The sequence below is a fragment of the Chamaesiphon sp. OTE_20_metabat_361 genome, from assembly GCF_031364565.1.
This window is the reverse complement of the sequence record NZ_JANLWO010000255.1, coordinates 1-5485: the sequence shown is the minus strand read 5'-3', so window position 1 is coordinate 5485 and position 5485 is coordinate 1. Positions and strand designations below refer to the sequence as shown.

3 protein-coding genes are annotated in these 5485 nt (G+C 47.3%); all 3 read right to left on the bottom strand.

The window, feature by feature from the left end; all coding sequences use genetic code 11:
• Positions 1–318: 318 nt before the first annotated feature.
• Complete coding sequence (locus tag RMO35_RS07425; protein WP_309739785.1) at positions 319–3351, bottom strand: peptidase domain-containing ABC transporter; 3033 nt, start codon at positions 3349–3351, stop codon at positions 319–321.
• Positions 3352–3415: 64 nt separating this feature from the next.
• Positions 3416–4180, bottom strand: a complete 765-nt coding sequence (locus tag RMO35_RS07420; protein ID WP_309739783.1) for a peptidylprolyl isomerase — start codon at positions 4178–4180, stop codon at positions 3416–3418.
• Positions 4181–4219: 39 nt separating this feature from the next.
• The coding region (locus RMO35_RS07415; protein ID WP_309739781.1) for an HlyD family efflux transporter periplasmic adaptor subunit at positions 4220–5485 on the bottom strand (1266 nt) is incomplete at its 5' end.

Genomic DNA, 5485 nt, shown 5'->3' with positions numbered 1-5485 from the left:
GTAAGGTCTACCTTCAATCCAAACATGCAAAAGAGCTAAAACCATGTGTATGAATGGTTTTAGCTCTTTAAAAAGATTTTATTTTCGATAAATTACAATCGCTCACGCCCAAAGTTGTCGATCTTCAAACGGCACAAATTTGCTGGGGGTAGCAAGAATACACACTCGTTTCAGGCATTCTAATGTGTGAAAGCGAGCGGCTCGCAAATTTACCTACTCCCTTCCTGGGATAAGATTATCAGTAACAAATCGTTGCTATACAAGCTTTTGAGCTGCTGAATCCCTATACTCTTGTGCCGGAAAGGGAGTAAATCGAGATTAATTACTGTCAGTAGTAGCAGATTGCTCGTGACTCAAACAGTAATAAATCCCCCGCTGCTGCGTTAACTCCTCATGAGTCCCCACCTCCGCCACAATCCCTTTATCCATCACCAAAATCCGATCCGCATTTTGGACAGTCCTTAACCTATGCGTAATACAAAAAATCGTAATCCCCCGAAAATTCTGCACCAGATTATTACAAACCTGCCGCTCCGTATCGTAATCCAAAGCACTCGTCGCCTCATCCAAAATCAACAGACGCGGACGTTGCAGGATAGTCCGCGCAATCGCCAACCGTTGCTTCTGTCCCCCAGATAAATTAGAACCTCTTTCCCCCACCCGCGTGTTATACCCATTGGGCAAACTCATAATAAAGTCATGCGCCACCGCAATCTTCGCCGCATTAATAATCTCCTCCGTCGTCGCATCGGGATAATTAATCGCGATATTATCCTGCACCGTCCCTTCAAATAACAGCGGATCTTGCGAAACGATCCCAATCTGCTCCCGCAGGGAATACAACTCTACCTTAGCAATATCGTAATTATCGATCGTAATCCGCCCCTGGCTCGGATCGTAAAGTCGAGGCAACATCTTCATCAGCGTACTCTTACCCGAACCACTCTGTCCGACAATCCCCACAAACGAACCCGCTTCAAAGGTTAAATTAATCCGATTCAACTGCGGACGACCGTGACTGGTAAATTGGAAAGTCAGGTCTTCATAAACCACTTTGCCTTGAATGATTGGCATCGGAATATTGAACCGATTCTCCTCTTCTACTTCCAACGGCGAATCGACAATATCGCTCAACCGTTCGATCGACAAAGCAGTCTCTTGGAAGTTTTGCCAAATCGTCAATAGGCGCAACAATGGCCCAGTTACATACCCGGCGATAATCCGAAAGGCGATTAACTGTCCCAACGTCAACTTGCTATCGAGAACTAAAGAAGCTCCCACCCACAGTACCAGAATGCTCGAAACTTGGTTTAAGAAATTACTACTCGAACCCGCGAGAGTATAAGTAATAATACTATTAAAACTCGCTGCTACATACCGATCGTAGAAACTCTGCCACTGATTGCGACTCCGCCGCTCCATACTCTGAGCTTTGACTGTATAAATCCCACTGAGAGCTTCAACTAGATAAGATTGGTTCTGAGCGTTACATTCAGCCTTCACCCGCAGTTGACGACGCACGATCGGCGAGACGATAAAGCTCAAGATCACGAATAATGGCAACGTAGACAGGGCTACAGCAGTCAGGAAGGGACTGTAAAGCAACATTACGCCGATATACATCACTGAGAACACCGCGTCTAGAATCGTCGTTAAGGCGGTGCTGGTAAAGAATTGGCGGATCTTATCGATCTCCACAATCCGGGTAGAAAGTTCCCCAACGGCTCGCCTGTCGAAGTAACTCAAGGGCAAATGGAACAGATGGTCGATGATTTTAGCAGCTAGATTTAAGTCGATGCGATTGGTAGCATTAGCAAACGCGATCGTCCGAATACTGGTAAGGATATTCTCAAATAAGGCAACGACAATCAGTAAGATTCCGAAGATTGCTAGCGTTGGCGCACTATTTTGTCCCAAGACTCGATCGATGATCACCTGGACTAACAGCGGATTAGCCAAGCCCAACAGTTGAACGAAGAAGGACGCAATTAAGACTTCCACCAGAACTTTAGATTCGGGCTTGAGGTAAGGAATAAACCAAGCCAAGTCAAATTTCTGACGTTGGACATTCTTAGTCTCAAGTAAAAGTAAAACCTGAATCGAACGTTGCGGATCTACACCCCCACTCCCCAACTCCCCAACTCCCCCACTCCCCACCAGGGAAATAAATCGCTCGATTTTAATCCTCTCCACCCCAGCTTGAGGAGTGCCCAGCACGATTTCTCGATCGTTAACTTGATAAACAACCGCAAAACTATCTTCCCAGGCAATTATCGCAGGATTCTTAATCCGACAGATCTGGTTGGCGGGAATATCCATCATTCGTCCCATCAAACCCAAGACTTCCGCAATCGCCGCACACAGTTGGAGAGTAGCCCGATTATTGCGTTCGAGCTGCATATCGACGATCCGTTGGACGGTTTCACGGCGATATTTAATCCCTAAATACAAACTAACCATCTGGAAACAAGCAAGGATACCTTCCCTCACCCCTTCGCCCAAGACAGCGGGAAATTTACCATCGCTATAGGTAATCGCAATTTGACTGGGTGGAGTGGCAAATTCGCTGTTAGTGACTTGGAAATCTAATTCAGGAGCGTAATCGACAAAGATGGCGGAGACGGCTGAAGTTTCCGACCATTTATCGTCGAAGGCATCCGTGACGTTGAGAAGGTGGGCACTGAGTCCGATTAACCTGGCTGGTAAAACAATCGGAGCTGGGCAATCTAGATGAATGGGGGTACCAAACTCTGGGGCTGGGACTAAACTATCGAACCAGAATCGCTCGGTGGCAAGAGAGTTGGGTAACGAGCGAGCGTGGACGGCATCTTGCCAAACGCGCTCGGTTAATTGAGCTAACGCTTTACCTTTGGGTAGGGCTAAGTTTTGGTGCTGGAAGTAGTGGGTAATTAAATCGAAGACTTCCGCTCGATGGGGAGTGTCGAAAACCTCAGTAAGATCGGGATGTCGATCGAGCAAATCGTGGAAGTCACCAGCAGGTAGGACGAAGCAGACGGTTTCTTCGGAGGCGAGGGCAGTCTCACAGGGAATGTTGCGAAGGAGACTGATACCGCCTAAGAGGGTGCCTGGTTCTAATACTTGGAGCGAGACTGGTTTACTGGTACTGGGTTCGACCCCAACTAGGCGGACTTTACCAGAGTAGATAACTAATAGGTGGTTTGGTAATTGGCTATTAATCAGGATTTTTTGACCCATCCGAAACCGGAGTGGTTTCATTTTACCAACCCAATATTGTAAGTCGTCTGGTGATAACCTGTCGAATGGGGCGATATGTTCGAGGAAGGTTTGAATGTCGGTGGGGGTTAGGGTTTGTTGGGGTCGTTCGAGCATGGGTAGATGGGTAGATGGGGGAAAGGGTAAAGGGTAAAGGGTAAAGGGGGCAATTAATGCCTCCTTAGTTCTTGTCTGCGAAAGCTAGTACTGGCTGTTGTGAAGCTGGTGGCGTAGAAAGTAATTTTTGGACTTCTTCGTAGATCCACTGGTTGAATAGTTCCTCCGTGAGGTACTGGCGCATCTCCTCGTCGAGTTGGGCAGGGATAATGGTTTCGAGTTGCAGAACTACCCACCATTCACCGATTTGGAGGGGTGGGAGGACTTCTAATGGTTGAAGGGTAATGAGTGCATTAGCGAGAATGGGGTCGAGTTTACCCAGTTCGACGGGGCCGCTAATGCCTTTGGTTTTGGCTTCGATGCCCTCAGAGTAGTGGGGTGCGAGTTCGACAAAGGAGGCTTCTTCGGATACCAATCGGAAGTAGATTTCTTCAGCAACGTCGATTTCTTTAACCCGAATCATCGAAAATACCACTCGATCGATCTGGGATTTACGCTGGCAAAAGTGTGACTCTACTTGGGTTTCCCATTTGTCGATCTTAAATTTTCGCAGTTGCAATTCACGATCGATTAACTCTTTTAGATCGTCACGTCCCAACTGCTGTTGTTGGAGCCAAGCGTCTAAATCCTGTTCATTACCCAGTTGCTGTTGTTGGCAAAACCGTTGCCGCGCATCTTGATGTTCTGTTTCAGTAATCTCGTAATCCTTAATTGCTGCCTCGATTATCATCTCCTTGGCAAGTTGGGGCACTAACCGATATTTACTAATCAAAGGTAGGAGTTGTTCGGCGGTTAGAGATGTATCCCCGATTTGCAAGACAGCAGACATAGATCGTTTCCTAAATAATTGAGATTGAGTCGGATGGAATTAGCGGAGATTTTTGACTCCATCAGATTGCTTGGCAAACATATCAGTAAACAGACTCATGACTGTCCGATCGCGTAGTTTGATATTGGCTTTAACTGACATCCCTGGTTTAAGCTGGATGTCCGTTCCCTTCACAGTTAAAGTCTGTTGAGAGAGCCTAATTTTGGCTGGGAACCGGGCGTAAGGATAAATTTGGTCTGGGGGGAGGGCATCGGAACCGATCCATTCGATCGTCCCTTTAACGTCGCCAAATTCGCTAAAGTTAAAGGTATCGATGCGGACATCTACCTGTTGACCGATTTTGACGAAGCCGATATCTTTATTAGTAATGTAGACTTTAGCGATCGCGTCTTTACTGGGAATAATCTGGACGAGAGGCTCTGGGGAGTTACTGTTGACTACGCCCTCTGGGTAAACTTTGAGTTCAAATACTTCGCCTGCAACTGGGGCGTGGATTTCTTGATATTTGAGACTTTGTTTGGCTTGGGCGATTTGGTTGGTAATTTCGGTAATTTTCTTCTCGTTTTCGACGATCGATTTATTGAGTTGAGAGTCGATTTCGGCAATGCGTTTGTCGTTTTCAGCCAGTCGGGAATACAAGTCTTTGCGGTTGACGGCTTTGTTATTATCTAATTTTGAGGTGCTTTGACTGGCACTAAGCTGGAGTCTGGCATGTTCTTCGTCCAGTTGGGCGATCTCGGACTGGCGTTGTTTGAGCGTCTGCTGTTGTTCTTGAATGCGTTGCTGTTGGCGTTGGTTGTCGGCTTTACTAGTCGAAATCAGTCGCGTCTGTTCGAGTTGGAGGCGGCTTTGTTCTTGGAGCTGTTGCTCTAGTTCGCTCGCACGGGTGACTACTTCTTGTTCTTGGCGATCGATCTGAGTTCTGGCGATGGCTCCAGCAGCTCCAGCGGGACGCAAGTCGGTGAGGATCTGTTGGTTGATGGCTAATGTTTTTTGACTGGCACTAATTTTGGCTTGATTTTGGGATAATTGTCGATCGATCTGACTTAGAGCAGTGGCTAAACTATCGCGCCCGCTGGCGATTTCGCTGTTGATGCTGGTAATATTCGAGCCAATTCCGGCTTGTTGGTTGACTAATCCCTGACGGCGGACGCGGTTTTCACTCAGTTGCTTTTGAACTTGCCCGATTTCAGATTTACCTGCTGATAGTCGGGTGTTGAGTTCGTTAACGCTCGATGCCAACCGTCTTTGCTGTTCGGGAGTAAGACTCGCGCTACCCGTACCGCTCATTTCGGCACGGTAGAG

Coding starts and splice junctions, on each gene's coding strand:
- RMO35_RS07425 (WP_309739785.1), bottom strand. CDS start 3,351: ATGCTCGAACGACCCCAACAAACCCTAACCCCCACCGACATTCAAACC.
- RMO35_RS07420 (WP_309739783.1), bottom strand. CDS start 4,180: ATGTCTGCTGTCTTGCAAATCGGGGATACATCTCTAACCGCCGAACAA.